This window comes from Enterobacter cloacae complex sp. Mu1197, assembly GCF_040059225.1.
Lineage (GTDB): Bacteria > Pseudomonadota > Gammaproteobacteria > Enterobacterales > Enterobacteriaceae > Enterobacter > Enterobacter quasiroggenkampii.
On sequence record NZ_CP157375.1, the window covers coordinates 2,861,027 to 2,875,023 of the forward strand.

Sequence of the window (13,997 nt, forward strand, 5' to 3'; positions counted from 1 at the left end):
TTTCAGTCCCGGCGGGAACTCACATCTCTTGCGCTTCACTGGCAACGATCTGCTCAATGGTCCAGGGATGAAACTTCACCGTGACCTTCCCGTCCGTGACGGCCAGCGTCGGATTCGGTAATCGCTCGCGCTCACCTTTGGGTGAACTGGTCTTCACAAAAATCCCTGGCTGGCTTAAGCCTTCGTCAGCTAACAGGGCCAGCGCACGGGCGTTTAATGTCTCCGGCTCGCCCGGCAGGACAATTTCAATGTGCTCCCACCCTTCGTGCGGATAGCGCTTCTCGCCCGGCCACGGCAGTTCAACCACGGTGAATTGCCAGTGGGCCACGTTCACCGGCTCACGCAGCCTGAACAGGCAAATAGGCCGACCGTTAATGATGTTCTCGGACAGTAACTCGCCGCACTGTTCGAACCCACGACGCCAGCGCTCTGCAGTAGCATTTTGATGGCAGCGCAAAGAGATGTGATCGGCCTCAAGCGGCGCAATATCCAGACCCAGACGGGTGGCAAGTTCTGTGAACGCCTGGGTGAAGCGCGGTAAATCTGCGGAAATATCATGCAGTTCGTCAATGGATTGCCAGTTCGCCATAAGTCACTCTCTTTTCGTGTCGCAAAGCCGCTAATTTACTCTGTTGCCCTGTTTTGACCAACCGCAGAATCCGGCTTTTTATGACTGCATGTTTATGCACACCTTCTTAGCCTGGATTCTGAGCAATCTTCAGGCCCCGCGATGCTGACGGCAGAAGGCATTTGCAGTATACTCCCGCCCTAAATTCTCTAACTGGCGCGGGTGGTTGTGAGCCCGCATCAAAAAAGTAAGGTATCCAGGTGAATATTCAGGCTCTTCTCTCCGAAAAAGTCAGTCAGGCACTGATTGCCGCAGGCGCGCCTGCGGATTGCGAACCGCAGGTTCGTCAGTCAGCAAAAGTACAGTTTGGCGACTATCAGGCTAATGGCGTGATGGCAGTGGCTAAAAAACTGGGCATGCCGCCGCGACAGCTCGCTGAGCAGGTACTGACGCATCTGGATCTCACCGGCATTGCCAGCAAAACCGAAATCGCCGGCCCGGGCTTTATCAACATCTTCCTTGAGCCTGCCTTCCTGGCAAGCCACGTTGACGCGGCGCTGAAATCTGACCGTCTGGGTGTTTCCCAGCCGGAAGCGCAGACCGTCGTGATCGACTACTCTGCCCCGAACGTGGCGAAAGAGATGCACGTTGGCCACCTGCGCTCCACCATCATCGGTGATGCCGCGGTGCGTACGCTCGAGTTCCTCGGTCACAAGGTGATCCGCGCGAACCACGTGGGCGACTGGGGTACCCAGTTCGGGATGCTGATTGCTTACCTGGAAAAACAGCAGCAGGAAAACGCGGGCGAAATGGCGCTGGCGGACCTGGAAGGGTTCTATCGCGAAGCCAAAAAACACTACGACGAAGACGAAGCGTTTGCCGAGCGCGCGCGCAGCTACGTGGTAAAACTGCAGGGCGGCGATCAATACTTCCTCGAGATGTGGCGCAAGCTGGTTGACATCACCATGTCTCAGAACCAGCTGACCTATAACCGTCTGAACGTCACCCTGACCCGTGACGACGTGATGGGTGAAAGCCTGTATAACCCAATGCTGCCCGGCATTGTGGCTGACCTGAAAGCGAAAAACCTGGCGGTTGAGAGCGAAGGCGCAACGGTTGTGTTCCTTGATGAGTACAAAAACAAGGAAGGCGAACCGATGGGCGTGATCATCCAGAAAAAGGATGGCGGCTATCTCTACACCACGACCGACATCGCCTGTGCGAAATACCGTTACGAAACGCTGCATGCCGACCGCGTGCTGTACTACATCGACTCCCGTCAGCACCAGCACCTGATGCAGGCGTGGACGATCGTGCGTAAAGCCGGTTACGTGCCGGACAGCGTTCCGCTGGAACACCATATGTTCGGCATGATGCTGGGCAAAGACGGCAAGCCGTTCAAAACCCGTGCGGGCGGAACCGTGAAACTGTCCGACCTGCTGGACGAAGCGCTGGAACGCGCCCGTCGTCTGGTGGCCGAGAAGAATCCGGACATGCCGGCCGACGAGCTGGAAAAACTGGCCAACGCTGTGGGTATCGGTGCGGTGAAATACGCTGACCTGTCCAAAAACCGTACCACCGACTATATCTTCGACTGGGATAACATGCTGGCGTTTGAAGGCAACACGGCACCATACATGCAGTACGCCTATACCCGCGTGCTGTCGGTCTTCCGTAAAGCCAATATCGACGAAAGCGTGCTGGCGAATGCCACCGTGACCATCACGGAAGATCGTGAAGCACAGCTGGCAGCGCGCCTGCTGCAGTTCGAAGAGACGCTGACCGTGGTCGCACGTGACGGCACGCCGCACGTGATGTGCGCATACCTGTACGATCTGGCGGGTCTGTTCTCCGGCTTCTACGAGCACTGCCCTATTCTCTCCGCGGAGAATGAATCTGTCCGCAACAGCCGCCTGAAGCTGGCGCAGCTGACGGCGAAGACCCTGAAGCTGGGTCTGGATACCCTGGGTATCGAAACCGTAGAACGTATGTAATGCAAAAAACCCGGCGCAAGCCGGGTTTTGTTTTGTAGCCCCGGTAAACACAGCGCCACCGGGGATATCCACAGGTTCAGAAGTATTTCCGCAAATACTCCGTCAGACACAGTATCGCCATCGCCTGCCCATACGGCATTGAGGTCAGCGGGATTTGACGATAAAACTCAAGATCGCTCCCCATGCCCGTGCCGAACGACGTTTGCAATAGCTCGCCTTCCGGCGAGATATTCCTGACGATACCGCGAATTGCTTTTTCTGCCACTTCGGCATACTCCGCGCCAACATAGCGCTTGCGCACGGCTTTCAGAATGCCGTAGGCAAATCCTGCCGTGGCGGACGCCTCAAGATAAGAATGTGGATCGTCAAGCAGCGTGTGCCACAAACCACTCCCGTCCTGACACTTCGCCAGCGCGGCAATCTGCGCGTTCAATACCTGCAGCAGGTAGCGGCGCACGGCGTTGTTTTCCGGCAGATCCACCAGTTCGAGGAAGTCCGGGATCACGATGGTGAGCCAGCTGTTGCCGCGCGCCCAGCGGGCACGGGCAAAGTTATGATTACCGTCATAGCTCCAGCCGTGGAACCACAGTCCGGTCTCCCGGTCCAGCAGATTCTGCACGTGCAGCAGGAACTGATACACCGCCTCTTCAACGTACTCCGGTTTGTTGAACAGCTTGCCGATTTTCGCCAGCGGCAGCACCGTCATCATTAGCGTGTCGTCCCACATCTGCTGATGGTTCTCTTCCGCCAGGGTGATGTGCTGCATCCCGCCGTGTTCAGTGCGCGGCATCTCCGCCATCGCCCATTCCGCCCAGCTTTCCAGCCACGGCAGCCAGGCCTGATTTTGGGTCTCTTCGTAACGATAAGCGAGCGTCAGGAACGGCGACATGGTATTCACGTTTTTGGTGGTTGCGCCTTCCGCAAAGCGGTCGGCAAACCAGCAGTCGATGATGTCGCGCATACCTTCGTCGCCGGTCTGGCAGTAATACTGCCAGATACCATACAGGCCAACGCCGTGCGTCCACTCCCATCCGGCCCAGCCTTTGGTGTCGATCACGCGCCCGTCGTCCAGCCGCAGCAAAAATTCACCCGTTTTGTCGCGGATATTGACCAGATTATGCGTCACCTTTTGAATCAGCGATTTCAGCTCGTCCCGGGCGATAAAGCGCTCTGGCTGACGTAATAACGGGCTATGTTTGACAGGCCAAACTTTCATGATCTTAACCTCTGTTGTATGTCGAATTCAGTACCGCGCGATCCTTAAGAGAAGGTGCCGCTGGCTTATTGCGATTCAGATAACCGATGTTGTTATTGCCCCACAGTGACTCATAAGGCATACCGGCCAGCATCTCGACGGTTGCGCGGGCGTGTGGCGTCGCTGACTCAGGCATCGCATGACCACTCTCACGCATTTTCGCGGTCTCCTCGCGCAGCGTGCTGTGGGTTTGCAAATTGAGTTTGAAGCGCAGGGAAACAAGGAAGCCGCAGAACAGCACCAGGATGGTGCCCACGCTCAGGATCATCAAAATGGTGTGGCTCACTTCCGCAGGCTGCACTTTCTGACCACTGACAAAGCCGGACATCTGCATCACGATGCCCACCAGCATCACCGCACCGGCCTGCGACGCCTTGCGGGTCAGGGTCATGATGCCCGCGAAAATCCCTTCGCGGCGCTGGCCGGTGATCACTTCATCCACGTCAGCAATGTAGGTGTAGGTATTCCATGGCACGTAGTTGATACCGCCACGACCCAGCCCTGCGACCGCAGAGATCAGCAACAGCAGAGCGTAGACGTCGCTCAGGCCAGCATAATAGAGTACGGCGTATGAGAGAGATGCCAGGCCAAACAGCACCACAACCATGCGGTAGGACGGTGCAGGCCCGAAACGGATACACAGCGGGATCATGGCGATAACCGCAAGGAACTGGAAGATAGCCATCGTGCCCAGCAGACTGGACGCCATTGACGCTTCCTGCATCAGCACGAACACCACGTAGTAGGTGAATACCGCGTTAAACACGTCCTGCGCGATATAGCCGCCGAGGTACATGCCCAGATGCTGACGGAAAATTTTGATGCGCAGCGTGGAGCTTAACTCAACGATCAGCCGGTTGAGGCTCTGCCCCAGAGTCAGTTTCTTCTTCTCTTCTTCAGCACGCAGCGCCGCTTCAGACCACTCTTCGCGCGGGCGCTCCCAGGTGAAGCACCAGACGAAGGTCAGCATCAGCGCGCAGAGCACAGAGAAGACCAGGCTTGCGTAGAAGAAGGAAACCGCGTTGTCTTTCCCGAAGTGGGTCAACAGGATCCCCGGGAGGAAGGAGGCGAGAATGGCGGACATCTGCGCCATAGAGATGCGCGCACCGGAGAACTTCGTTTTCTGTTTAAAGTCGTCAGTCATTTCCGGCACCAGCGTTTCGTACGGCACCAGAATCATGGTGTAGACAATATCAAACACCAGATAGGTCAGCAGGTAATACCAGAAGCTCATGTCCCCAACCCACATCAGCGAGTAGCTGAACACGCACGGAATACCCAGCAGGATAAAGAACTTACGACGGCCAAAGCGCTTACCGAGCCAGGTCGTACCAAAGTTATCGGTTAAAAAGCCCATTAACGGGCTAACCACCGCATCCAGCACCCTTGCCGCAGCAAAGATGAACGTTGCTTCGATCGGTGAGAGCCCGCAGAAGGTGGTATAAAAATATAAAAGCCAGGCCGCCGTCAGGGCGGTGGTACCCGCCCCAAGGAAATCGCCAGATCCGTACGCAAGATAATTCGCGAGTCCAATTTTACGTGTTTTCATTGCCGTCAACCCTAATCAGTTTTGGGAGACTCCCTGCAAGCAAGCCTCGTCCGGGAGCTTTAATACGGCTACAGTAATTGCATCGGCTTGTTGATACCTTTCTGTTTCTGCCATTGCAAAGAGGGGGAATGGCAAAAATACAAAGAGTATGGTTACGCGCGTCACTGATTTATAAAACAGCGTTTCTTTTTGATCAAAAGGCGAGGTCAGTTTTGAGAGCCAGCCATCAAAATTGCCTGATGGCTGGTGAAAATGCAGGGTGTTAGCGGTAGTTCACGATGACAGAATTGCTCTGCACCTTCAGCGCCGGGATCAAACGTCCTCCGCCCGGCACTTCCCAGATGAAACGCAAAGGCTCAATAGCTGGCACGCCGTTGAACGCCTGCGTTGTTCCATTTTCGCCGTCGATTTCGGTACAGCGCGTCTGAGAGCAGAGGCGCACCCGCAAGCCCGCTGGCGTAGGGCCAATCAGCCGGTAGTTCCAGACCACAAGGCCCATCTGACCGGAAACCTCTTCCGAAGGCGACAGCGGGTTAGACGACATGGCAACACCGCGGTTGCTGAGGGTCACCCCCATGCTGCTCGCCTGCCAGGTACCTCCCCCGGCAGCCTGCGCTGCCAGCGGGAAGAGCACTATCCAAAGCCACTTACGCATTATTTTCCTCCAATCGTCGCGGTCATGCGGATATGACGGTTATCCGACAGCTCCAGATTCGACAGCACGACCAGCTGGTTCAGGCTGCGACGCAGGAAGCGCGACAGCAGCGGACGCAGCGCGTGGTTCACCAGCAGCACCGGCGGCGCCCCCAGCATCTCCTGACGCGCCAGCGCCTCCTGGGTTTGCGCCAGCAGACGGTCCGCCAGGCCCGGCTCCAGGCCGCCCCCGCCCTGCAGAGCCTGCAGCAGCAGACGCTCAAGCGGCGTATCGAGGCCGATCACCTGCACTTCCCCGGTACCCGGGAACCACTGCTGGGTGATTGCCCGTCCCAGCGCCACGCGCACCACCGCCGTCAGCTCGTGCGGATCGCTTTGTATCGGCGCGTGCTCGGCAAGGGTTTCCAGAATGGTGCGCATATCGCGGATCGGCACCTTCTCGTCGAGCAGGTTTTGCAGCACCTTATGCAGCGTGGTTAAGGTCAGCACGCCGGGGACCAGATCTTCCGTCAACTTCGGCATCTCCTGCGTGACGCGGTCAAGCAGCTGCTGCGCTTCCTGACGGCCAAACAGCTCCGCCGAGAATTGCCCAATCAGGTGATTAAGATGGGTCGCCACCACGGTACTGGCTTCAACAACCGTATAACCCTGGATCTGCGCCTGCTCTTTCAGCGCGCTTTCAATCCAGATCGCGGCCAGACCAAAGGCCGGGTCGATAGTTTGCTCGCCCGGCAGCGTGCCTGCGGCGGTGCCGGGGTTAATCGCCAGCCAGCGGCCCGGATAGGCATCACCGCTGCCGATTTCAACGCCTTTCATCAGAATGCGATAGCGCGCGGGCGGCAGGTCCATATTGTCGCGGATGTGAACGACCGGCGGCAGGAAGCCCATGTCCTGGGCGAATTTTTTACGGATACTGCGGATACGGCCGAGCAGCTCGCCGTCCTGCTGGAAATCGACCATCGGGATCAGGCGATACCCGACTTCCATTCCCAGGGAATCTTCGAGCTGAACGTCGTTCCAGGTCGCTTCAACGGCCTGGTTATTCTCCGGCATTTTGACCGGAACAGGTTCCGCTGCCGGTTTGGTTTCACGGCCACGCATCCACCAGGCAAGGCCCAGCAGCGCCGCCGTAAACAGCAGGAAAACGAGGTTTGGCATACCCGGCACCAGACCGAGCAACCCGAGAACCGCCGCGGCCAGCAGCATCACGCGCGGGTTACTGAACAGCTGGCCCACCATCTGCTCGCCAACGTCCTGATCGGTGCTCACGCGAGTCACGATGACACCCGCCGCAGTGGAAATCACCAGCGCCGGGATCTGCGCGACCAGACCGTCACCGATGGTCAGCAGCGTATAGCTTTCCGCCGCGTGGCCCATGTCCATCCCGTGCTGCAACACGCCCACCAGCAGGCCGCCGACCACGTTAATCACCATGATCAGAATGCCCGCGATGGCGTCACCGCGCACAAACTTACTCGCACCGTCCATGGAGCCGTAGAAGTCCGCCTCCTGCGTCACTTCCGCACGGCGCTTTTTGGCTTCATCTTCGGCGATAAGACCGGCGTTCAGGTCGGCGTCGATCGCCATCTGCTTGCCCGGCATCCCGTCCAGCACAAAGCGCGCGCCCACTTCCGCAATACGCCCTGCACCTTTGGTGATGACCATAAAGTTGATGATCACGAGGATGACGAACACCACGATACCGATAGCGAAATTACCGCCCACCAGGAAGTGGCCGAATGCTTCCACCACTTTACCTGCCGCTGCCGCCCCGGTGTGACCTTCCATCAGGATGATACGCGTGGACGCAACGTTCAGCGCCAGTCGCAGCAGTGTAGTAAACAGCAGAATGGTCGGGAACGCGGCGAACTCCAGGGTACGCTGGGTGAACATCGCCACCAGCAGCACCATAATGGACAGCGCGATATTGAAAGTGAAAAGCAGGTCGAGGATGAACGCCGGGAGCGGCAGTACCATCATCGACAGAATTAGCAGGATCAGAATCGGCCCGGCCAGGATCTGCCATTGGGTCGATTTAAGGTTGCCGGGCAGGCGCAACATTGCCACCAGATTAGCCATCAGTGTCCTTCTCGTTCATAAAATCCAGCGCGGCAGGCACCGGAAGGTTCTCAGGTTTCACAGGCCGTTGACCGCCGGCCAGACGCCAGCGCTTCAATTGCCACACCCAGGCCAGCACTTCCGCCACGGCGGCGTAGAGTTGTCCCGGGATCTGTTGTCCAATATCCGCATGGCGGTACAGGGCACGCGCCAGCGGAGGCGCTTCCAGGATCGGCACGCGGTGTTCGGTGCCAATTTCCCGGATACGCAAAGCGATCAGCCCCGCCCCTTTTGCCACCACTTTTGGCGCGCTCATTTTGTTTTCGTCATAGCGCAGCGCAACGGAATAGTGTGTCGGGTTGGTGACGATGACGTCGGCCTTCGGCACATCGTCCATCATGCGGCGACGGGCGGCGGCACGTTGCATCTGGCGGATACGCCCCTTCACGTGCGGGTCACCTTCCATCTGCTTATATTCGTCACGGATATCCTGACGTGACATCCGCAGTTTCTTGAAGTGGGTATAGAGCTGGAAGATCACGTCAAAACCCACCATCGGGATAATGCTGAGCACCACCAGCAGCGCGCAGAGTCCCACCAGATTCAGGGCATTGCTCATCGCGGTGAGAGGCGATTCGCTGATGAGACGCATCATTTCCGGCCAGTGGTACCAGAGGTAAAACCCCGCGGAGCTGCCCATCAACACCGATTTGAGAATAGCTTTGAGCAGCTCGGCCCCGGTCTGCGCAGAGAACATTTTCGCGATGCCCGGCAGCGGGTTCAGTTTGGAAAATTTCGGCTGCAGCGATTTGGCGCTGAAGACCAGACCGCCGAGCATCACCGGCGAGACCAGCGCGACCAGCACAACCCCGGTGATCAGGGGCAGTAGCGCAACCATGGCCCCTTTAATCAGCTGGATAATCTGGCTGAGGATCAGATTCGGATCGTTGACCATACTGTGGTCAAAACGTAAGCCGGTTGACAGCATGCCCGCCAGCTTGCGGGCGAGCGACTCCCCGCCCCACCAGATAATGCACACGCCTACGATAAGGATCAGCAGGGAGGTCAATTCTCGGGATCGGGGGATTTGCCCTTCCTCACGCGCCTTTTCTAGTCGGTGGGGTGTGGGGGCTTCCGTTTTGTCGTCGTTCTCTTCTGCCACTGTGCACGCTCAGCCCATTACGTCACGGGTATCATGCCAGCGCAGCGGAAATCCAATGGCGGGAAAAGCCCGTTTATTCGGGCTCTTTTCGGTGATTTTGTCGCAAACCGCCTCAGGGGGCATCCCTCCCCTGAGGCGGAATGGACCATCAGAAGCCGAGGCTGTCCAGCAGGTCGTCCACCTGATCCTGGCTTGCCACCACGCCCGCCTTGCTGGCGTCGAGCTGTGGACCATTGAGCAGGCTTTCGTTCTCGCGTTTTGGACGGGCTGCCGGTTCCGGGATGTTCTCCAGCAGCACCATCAGCAGTTGGCGCTCAATCTCCTGGATCACATCCATCATGCGCTTGATAACCTGACCGGTCAGGTCCTGGAAATCCTGCGCCATCATGATGTCCAGCAGTTGGGCATTGGTGAAGCTGGTGTGACCCGGCACATCCCCCAGGAACTGACGGGTATCGGTCACCAGCTCGCGGGCATCCGCCAGCTCGATAGGGTTCTCAAACCACTCGTCCCAGCGTTTGGTCAGCGCTTTCGCCCCCTTTTCCATCGCATCCTGGTGCGGCTGTGACGCTTCAACGCTGTTCAGCGCACGTTCAGCGGCCTGAGCGGTCATCTGCACGACGTAGTCCAGACGATCGCGGGCATCAGGAATCGCTTCCGCCGCTTCGGCAATCGCCTGATCCAGACCCAGCTCACGCAGGCTGTCACGCAGCATGCGCGTCAGGCTGCCGATGCGGACGATGATGTCGCTCGGCGAGTGTTCTTCAACGGGTTTCATAGCAGGTTGCATCATAACCAACACCTCACATGCCGAGTTTCTCGAAGATCTTACCGAGCTTCTCTTCCAGGGTCGCCGCGGTGAATGGCTTCACCACATAGCCGCTTGCGCCCGCCTGTGCAGCGGCAATGATGTTCTCTTTCTTCGCTTCTGCCGTGACCATCAGAACCGGCATGGACGCCATTCCCGCATCAGCACGAATGGTTTTCAACAGTTCCAGACCGTCCATGTTTGGCATGTTCCAGTCGGAGATCACAAAACCAAACCCGCCAGCCTGCAGTTTGTTCAGCGCATCAACGCCGTCTTCTGCTTCTTCAACGTTGTTGAAGCCCAGCTCTTTCAGCAGGTTGCGCACAATGCGACGCATGGTGGAAAAGTCATCCACAACCAAAAACTTAAGCTCTTTATCCGCCATAAAATAATACTCCTGAGTCAAATACGTATTGCCTGTCCGGCACTGATTTTCGCCAGCATCTGCTGGCTTACCTGGCTAAGATCGACCACTTCGCTCACGCCACCCATATTGATGGCCTCGCGCGGCATGCCGAACACCACACAACTTGCTTCATTCTGCGCAATCGTCCAGGCGCCAGCCTGGTGCATTGCAAGCATTCCGGCGGCACCGTCGTTGCCCATCCCCGTCAGGATCACCCCCACGGCGTTGCGCCCCGCATGTTTCGCCACCGAATGAAACAGCACATCCACCGACGGACGGTGCCGGTTGACCGGCGGTCCGTCATGAATTTTGATTTGATAGTTAGCGCCGCTGCGCGCCAGCTCCATATGCTTGTCGCCCGGCGCGATATAGGCATGCCCCGGGAGCACGCGCTCGCCGTCTTCCGCCTCTTTCACGCTGATCTGGCACAGCTTGTTCAGGCGTTCTGCGAACGAACGGGTAAAGCCTGGCGGCATATGCTGAGTGATCAGAATACCCGGACTTGAGAGCGGCAATGGCTGGAGTACATGACGAATTGCCTCTGTTCCTCCGGTTGACGCCCCAATGACCAGCAGTTTTTCCGAGCTGAGTAAGGGACCGGCCTTCAGGGTCGCCGGCGCGGCCATCGGCGTGTGGGCGGCAAGCTTCGCCCGCGACGCGGTGCGGATCTTCTCGGCGATCATCTCGCTGTACGCCAGCATCCCTTCACGGATGCCGAGCTGCGGCTTGGTGACAAAATCCACCGCCCCCAGCTCCAGCGCGCGCAGGGTGATTTCCGATCCTTTCCCGGTCAGGGAGGAGACCATCACCACCGGCATGGGCCGCAGCCGCATTAATTTTTCGAGGAAATCTATGCCATCCATGCGCGGCATCTCGACATCCAGCGTTAGCACGTCGGGGTTATATTTTTTAATTAAATCCCGCGCTACCAGCGGATCAGGCGCGGTTGCCACCATCTCCATGTCGCTGTGGCTATTGATAATTTCAGTCATGATCTGACGCATCAGCGCTGAATCATCGACAGACAATACCCTGATTTTACTCATGCTTTTTCCTTACTCAGCGCATATACCGTTTGCCCACGCAGGCTAAACTCACGCACGAGGTTGCTGAAGTTTTCCGAGTGCCCGGCAAACAGTAAACCGTCAGGCTTGAGCAACGGAACAAACCGACGCAAAATGTCCTGTTGCGTCGTTTTATCAAAATAGATCATGACGTTACGGCAAAAAATGGCGTCGAAAGGCCCCGGCACGTTGTACTGCTTATCCAGCAGGTTAACGGGCGCGAATTCGACGCAGTTCGCCAGCTCCTGGCGTACGCGTACCAGGCCTTCATGCGGGCCCGTCCCGCGCATGAAATAACGCTGCAGCTGCTGCGGCGACAGCGTTTTCAGTTCATCCTGGCGATAAACGCCGTTACGCGCCTTCTCCAGCACTTCGGTATCGATATCGCTGGCGTAGACCTTCCAGCGCCCGGGCGCCATCCCCAGCGTATCGGCAAGGGTGATCGCCAGCGAGTACGGCTCTTCACCCGTCGAGGCGGCCGCACTCCAGACGCGATACTCCCCGGTGCGACGGCGCGCATGCTCGGCCAGAACCGGGAAGTGGTGAGCCTCGCGGAAAAACGCCGTCAGGTTGGTGGTTAACGAGTTAATAAAAGCCTGCCACTCTGCGCTGTTCTGGTTCGCCTCGAGCATGCTCAGATAGCGGCCAAAATCATCCAGCCCCAGCGTACGCAAGCGCCGCACCAGACGGTTGTAGACCATGTCCCGCTTATGATCCGCAAGCACGATCCCCGCACGCTGGTAGATTAACTGACATATCCGACGAAAATGCGCGTCGGACAGCGCGAGGCGCTGTGTCATCTGCAACAATAATGACGTTTGCCCAGGGGGCATTGGTGATGTCATAGCGCCTTCTTAATTACATTCAGGATACAACTGGCACGGCCTGCGACCGCCCGACTTCTGTTACTGCTTCAACGTGCTCTTTCACATTAAATACCGCGACCAACCCGGTCAGACGATCCGCCTGGCTGGCCAGTTGATCGGTTGCCGCTGCCGCTTCCTCAACTAACGAGGCGTTCTGTTGCGTCACCTGATCCATCTGGCTCACCGCCTGGGCAACCTGCTCAATGCCGCGACGCTGTTCATCCGACGCCGAGGCAATCTCGCCCATGATGTCGTTCACCCGCGTCACGGAGGTGACAATTTCGTGCATGGTTTTCGCCGCGGTATCCACAAGCGTTGAGCCCTGCTGAACGCGTGAGACCGACTCTTCGATCAGCACCTTAATTTCTTTCGCCGCGTTGGCGCTGCGGCTCGCCAGGTTACGCACTTCACCTGCCACCACCGCAAACCCCCGCCCCTGCTCCCCGGCACGCGCGGCTTCTACTGCGGCATTCAGCGCCAGAATGTTGGTCTGGAACGCGATACCATCAATCACGCTGATGATGTCACCAATTTTCTGTGAACTGGTGGCGATCTCCTGCATGGTGCTGGCGACGTGGGACGCCTGGTCGCCGCCCTTCTTCGCGGTCATCGCCGCCTGTTTTGACAGGTCAGACGCCTGACGCGCGTTATCGGCGTTCTGGCTTACCGTCGCGGTCAGCTGCTCCATACTGGCTGCCGTCTGCGCCAGCGAGGCCGCCTGCTGCTCGGTGCGGGACGAGAGATCGTTGTTACCCGCCGCAATCTCTGAGATCCCGGTGTGCATGGCATAACTGCCCTGACGCACGTCGGATACCGTTTCCCGCAGCGATCCCTGCATCGCCTTCAGGCTGGCAAAAATTGCCGAAATTTCGTTCTTGCCGAACACCGCCACCGGACGCGCCAGGTCGCCTTTCGCAATACTGTCGAAGTGGCTGCTGATAATGGCCAGCGGCTGCACAATCATTCTGCGCGACCAGAGCAGCGCGGCACCGGTCAGCAACCCTGCCAGAATCACCACCACGGCAAAGATGACGCCCGACATGTGATAGCTTTGACGGCTCTGGTCACCGGCACGCTGGACAGACTGGTTAATATCCTGCTGCCACGCGTTAAAGCTGCCGTCAAACGCGGCCTGCGAGGCCTGAACCGGCGCGGTCATAAAGTCCGACAGCTGGTTGTTCTCAAGCCACGTCGCCTGATGGTCCAGATCGCTGTACCACTGTTCAAAATGGGTCTTCATGGCGGCCTTCAGCGCTTTCTCTTTCTCGCTACCGGTGGCCTGTGCCGTAAAGGCCTTAAACTGTGCGTCAGCCTGTTTCAGGCTGTCGCGCGCGGTGGCCATCAGCGCCTTAATGTCATCCGGCGGATAACTTAGCGCGGTTAAGGTTCCCGCCTTGTTCAGCGCAGTGCTTGCCTGCAACAGCACGGCACGGGTTTGTGCCAGTGCGGAGCGCTGCTGATTACTCGCCTCAACGTCCTGCAAATTCTGATAGCCATCGCGAAACGCCCAAAAAGACAACCCGTTACTGCCAACCTGCAACACACCGCAAAGGATCAGAATCAAAAACAGTGTGGTCGAGATACGAATACGATTTAACATCCACGCTCCCATC

12 protein-coding genes are annotated in these 13,997 nt (G+C 57.9%); 1 reads left to right on the forward strand and 11 read right to left on the reverse strand.

Features of this window, described 5'->3' with window-relative positions; all coding sequences use genetic code 11:
* Nucleotides 1-19 precede the first annotated feature (19 nt).
* Nucleotides 20-589, reverse strand: coding sequence for a VOC family protein (locus ABFV38_RS13535; RefSeq protein WP_069718983.1), 570 nt, complete (start codon nucleotides 587-589; stop codon nucleotides 20-22).
* Nucleotides 590-828: 239 nt separating this feature from the next.
* On the opposite strand from ABFV38_RS13535, the gene argS reads away from it, so the two are divergent.
* The gene (gene argS, locus ABFV38_RS13540; RefSeq protein ID WP_235403162.1) at nucleotides 829-2,562 is read left to right on the forward strand and encodes an arginine--tRNA ligase; all 1,734 of its coding nucleotides are present in this window, start codon (nucleotides 829-831) and stop codon (nucleotides 2,560-2,562) included.
* A gap of 76 nt (nucleotides 2,563-2,638) precedes the next feature.
* Here argS and ABFV38_RS13545 read toward each other — a convergent pair whose 3' ends face one another.
* From ABFV38_RS13545 to tap, 10 genes are all read right to left on the reverse strand, one after another.
* Nucleotides 2,639-3,778, reverse strand: a complete 1,140-nt coding sequence (locus ABFV38_RS13545; RefSeq protein ID WP_235403161.1) for a glycoside hydrolase family 88 protein — start codon at nucleotides 3,776-3,778, stop codon at nucleotides 2,639-2,641.
* A 4-nt stretch (nucleotides 3,779-3,782) separates the two neighbouring features.
* Nucleotides 3,783-5,366 carry an MFS transporter gene (locus ABFV38_RS13550; RefSeq protein WP_235403160.1) on the reverse strand — a complete coding sequence of 528 codons (1,584 nt, stop codon included), beginning with the start codon at nucleotides 5,364-5,366 and terminating at the stop codon, nucleotides 3,783-3,785.
* A gap of 262 nt (nucleotides 5,367-5,628) precedes the next feature.
* Nucleotides 5,629-6,021, reverse strand: a complete 393-nt coding sequence (locus tag ABFV38_RS13555) for a flagellar protein FlhE (protein ID WP_048029418.1) — start codon at nucleotides 6,019-6,021, stop codon at nucleotides 5,629-5,631.
* Nucleotides 6,021-8,099 carry a flagellar biosynthesis protein FlhA gene (gene flhA / locus ABFV38_RS13560; protein ID WP_045908197.1) on the reverse strand — a complete coding sequence of 693 codons (2,079 nt, stop codon included), beginning with the start codon at nucleotides 8,097-8,099 and terminating at the stop codon, nucleotides 6,021-6,023. The genes ABFV38_RS13555 and flhA overlap by 1 nt, the downstream gene beginning before the upstream one ends.
* Entirely contained in the window at nucleotides 8,092-9,240 is a 1,149-nt protein-coding gene (flhB, locus tag ABFV38_RS13565) for a flagellar biosynthesis protein FlhB (protein ID WP_021240449.1), read from the reverse strand. Before flhB ends, flhA begins: the two co-directional genes overlap by 8 nt.
* A gap of 148 nt (nucleotides 9,241-9,388) precedes the next feature.
* Nucleotides 9,389-10,033, reverse strand: a complete 645-nt coding sequence (cheZ, locus tag ABFV38_RS13570; protein WP_008500432.1) for a protein phosphatase CheZ — start codon at nucleotides 10,031-10,033, stop codon at nucleotides 9,389-9,391.
* Between the two features lie 10 nt (nucleotides 10,034-10,043).
* The gene (gene cheY / locus ABFV38_RS13575) at nucleotides 10,044-10,433 is read right to left on the reverse strand and encodes a chemotaxis response regulator CheY (RefSeq protein WP_008500431.1); all 390 of its coding nucleotides are present in this window, start codon (nucleotides 10,431-10,433) and stop codon (nucleotides 10,044-10,046) included.
* Between the two features lie 17 nt (nucleotides 10,434-10,450).
* Complete coding sequence (locus ABFV38_RS13580) at nucleotides 10,451-11,500, reverse strand: chemotaxis response regulator protein-glutamate methylesterase (RefSeq protein ID WP_008500430.1); 1,050 nt, start codon at nucleotides 11,498-11,500, stop codon at nucleotides 10,451-10,453.
* Nucleotides 11,497-12,363 (reverse strand): protein-glutamate O-methyltransferase CheR, encoded by an 867-nt coding sequence (cheR, locus tag ABFV38_RS13585; protein WP_008500429.1) that lies wholly within the window; start codon nucleotides 12,361-12,363, stop codon nucleotides 11,497-11,499. Before cheR ends, ABFV38_RS13580 begins: the two co-directional genes overlap by 4 nt.
* A gap of 19 nt (nucleotides 12,364-12,382) precedes the next feature.
* Nucleotides 12,383-13,984, reverse strand: a complete 1,602-nt coding sequence (gene tap / locus ABFV38_RS13590) for a methyl-accepting chemotaxis protein IV (protein WP_045908195.1) — start codon at nucleotides 13,982-13,984, stop codon at nucleotides 12,383-12,385.
* Nucleotides 13,985-13,997: the final 13 nt, after the last annotated feature.

Coding starts and splice junctions, on each gene's coding strand:
- cheY (WP_008500431.1), bottom strand. CDS start 10,433: ATGGCGGATAAAGAGCTTAAGTTTTTGGTTGTGGATGACTTTTCCACC.
- cheR (WP_008500429.1), bottom strand. CDS start 12,363: ATGACATCACCAATGCCCCCTGGGCAAACGTCATTATTGTTGCAGATG.
- ABFV38_RS13555 (WP_048029418.1), bottom strand. CDS start 6,021: ATGCGTAAGTGGCTTTGGATAGTGCTCTTCCCGCTGGCAGCGCAGGCT.
- ABFV38_RS13535 (WP_069718983.1), bottom strand. CDS start 589: ATGGCGAACTGGCAATCCATTGACGAACTGCATGATATTTCCGCAGAT.
- tap (WP_045908195.1), bottom strand. CDS start 13,984: ATGTTAAATCGTATTCGTATCTCGACCACACTGTTTTTGATTCTGATC.
- flhA (WP_045908197.1), bottom strand. CDS start 8,099: ATGGCTAATCTGGTGGCAATGTTGCGCCTGCCCGGCAACCTTAAATCG.
- ABFV38_RS13545 (WP_235403161.1), bottom strand. CDS start 3,778: ATGAAAGTTTGGCCTGTCAAACATAGCCCGTTATTACGTCAGCCAGAG.
- ABFV38_RS13550 (WP_235403160.1), bottom strand. CDS start 5,366: ATGAAAACACGTAAAATTGGACTCGCGAATTATCTTGCGTACGGATCT.
- ABFV38_RS13580 (WP_008500430.1), bottom strand. CDS start 11,500: ATGAGTAAAATCAGGGTATTGTCTGTCGATGATTCAGCGCTGATGCGT.
- cheZ (WP_008500432.1), bottom strand. CDS start 10,033: ATGATGCAACCTGCTATGAAACCCGTTGAAGAACACTCGCCGAGCGAC.